Source organism: Streptomyces apricus, from assembly GCF_008369065.1.
Classification (GTDB): domain Bacteria; phylum Actinomycetota; class Actinomycetes; order Streptomycetales; family Streptomycetaceae; genus Streptomyces; species Streptomyces apricus.
The window spans coordinates 1-2,043 of the sequence record NZ_VDFC01000172.1 but is presented as its reverse complement, the minus strand read 5'-3'; the positions used below and the strand labels follow the sequence as shown (position 1 = coordinate 2,043).

The 2,043-nt window shown below is 72.2% G+C and carries 2 protein-coding genes; both read right to left on the bottom strand.

Translation table 11 applies throughout. The features are described from left to right. Nucleotides 1-984, bottom strand: a 984-nt coding sequence (gene tgmB / locus FGF04_RS38960; RefSeq protein WP_149516122.1) for an ATP-grasp ribosomal peptide maturase, incomplete at its 3' end; no start/stop codon positions are given. A 16-nt stretch (nt 985-1,000) separates the two neighbouring features. Then, nucleotides 1,001-1,192, bottom strand: coding sequence for a putative ATP-grasp-modified RiPP (gene tgmA / locus FGF04_RS38955; protein ID WP_149516121.1), 192 nt, complete (start codon nt 1,190-1,192; stop codon nt 1,001-1,003). Nucleotides 1,193-2,043: the final 851 nt, after the last annotated feature.

The following is a 2,043-nucleotide window of genomic DNA, read 5'->3' as shown; positions in this document are numbered from 1 at the left end:
CCCCTCGATCGCCCATGTCCTGCTGCCGTTCGACAGGGAGCCGGGGCGGGCGGGGGCGGCCAGCCAGTCGGCCACGGCGGCCGCTATCGGCTGGCCCGACTCGATCTGCACGAAGCCGAACTGGCCGGACTGGTTGCACTCCAGGAACCACCACATCCCTTCGGCGTCCTCGGCGAAGTCGAAGGCCCCGTAGGCCAGTCCGGCCCCGCGGAGGTAGCTGCGCACCCCCTCCGCGACGGACGACGGCGCGTCCACCGCGTGCCACAGGGCGTCCGAGGGGGCGAACCGCACGTCCACCTCGTCGGGGTCGGCGTCCGGGGCGACCTCCTTGCGGGCGGCGAAGATCCGGTCGCCCACGCAGGTGAGCCGGATGTCGGCGCGCTTGGCCACGCGCCGCTGGAGCAGGGTCGGGCCGTACGCGACGGCCGCGAAGTCGGTGCCGGGCGCGACCCGGCTGGTGGGCACCGCCCGGGGCGGTTCCTGCGGGTGCGCGCCCGAGACGGGCTTGACCACCAGGTCCGGAAAGCGTCCGGCGAAGTCGCGGGCGGCCTGCGGGAACGTGGTGATCAGGGTGGCGGGCACGGGCAGGCCGCTGCGCTGGGCGAGGTGGAGCTGCCAGGGCTTGTGACGGGCCCGGCGGGCCGCGTCGGGGTGGTTCATCCAGCGCGCGTCGGTGGACCGGAGCATGCCGTAGAGCGCCTGTCCGGACTCCTCGGTCAGCCAGTCGGACGGCTCGGCGGCACGGGTCGCGGGCACACCGGGCCTGCGGACCCAGACGGACCGCAGCCCGCCCATGCTCACCAGCCGCCCGCCGGCGGACAGGTGCCCGTGGAAGCCGCCGCGCACGTACTCACCCGACAGGGCCACGGGGCCCGGCAGGTCCGCGGGATCGAGGCGGACGACCGGGACGCCGGTCCCGTCGAGTTCCGCCACCACCATGTCCGCGGTCACATCCTGTTCGCACGTCAGGATCAGAACCGTCATTTTCGGGGGTCCGGATTCAGTCGTCGAAGTGGGTCTTCGAGCCCGCGGTGGAGGTCGTCGCCCCCAGCTCCCGCAACAGGGCGTAATCATGGGCGGCGAGCCGCCCGTCCGGCAGGACGTTCAACTGCAGTCCGGAGTCGTAGGCATACGGAGCGCTGACCTCCAACACCTGGGCCGGACGGGCATAGTTGAGCGCGAACGGTCGCATCGGTTCTCCTTGCTCGGTGCGGACCCATTCAAGCGGATCGTGACGCTCCGGCATCACGCGCCCCACGGGTCCACGGGGCTTCCACGGAGATATACGAATCGAACTGGAGAATGGTTGCCTCACGCTGCGTAGTCACGGAACCGGCACGGGCCGTGACTCGTTGAGGCTGGGCCCTCCCCCATGCATAGGGCGGTCATCCCCCATACATGACGCACGCCCCGGGTCTGCGGATCCGGGGTTCAGCCATGGACCCGCATCCCGACGCACACGCGTGCCGCGCCGTCGGCCCGGACGCCCGTCGGGCGGGCCCGAACCGTCGGCGGCGGCACGCACCGGAACTCGCAACTTCGCACACGCGCGGCTGTGACCATGGACTTCACTCGGCGGGCACCTCCCTCGTACCGCGTTCGGCCATCGCCCGGGGGCATGCCGAGGACCGGCTGGAGCAAGTCGGAGCAAGGAGCAGGAATGTCGGGGCCGGCCCGGACGGGCAGCGCGGACCCCGCTCGATCCGGTTACCCGCCGGTTGCATAAACAACCGCGCGCGGCCCGGTGTATTGCATACCCGTTCCGCATGCTCCGCCCCGGGTGTGGCGCACATCTCACGCTTTACGGCCCGTGCGTCCCTGTCGACGGGCGGCCGTCCGGTGCGTTCTGTCCCGGTTGACGGATTCCTCCGCCGAAGGGGTCAACTCCCCGTCTTGTGGCGGTTGTTGCTCCGGGAGTGGGGGAGCTCCGGCCGAAGGGCGGGAGCACGGGAGGAGGGGCGGCCATGAGAAGAGCCGCCTCCCGGCCGCCGCGCGCCGCGGGATGCGGCGCGCGGGGCGGCTACGGGTGGGGCGGCTGCGGAC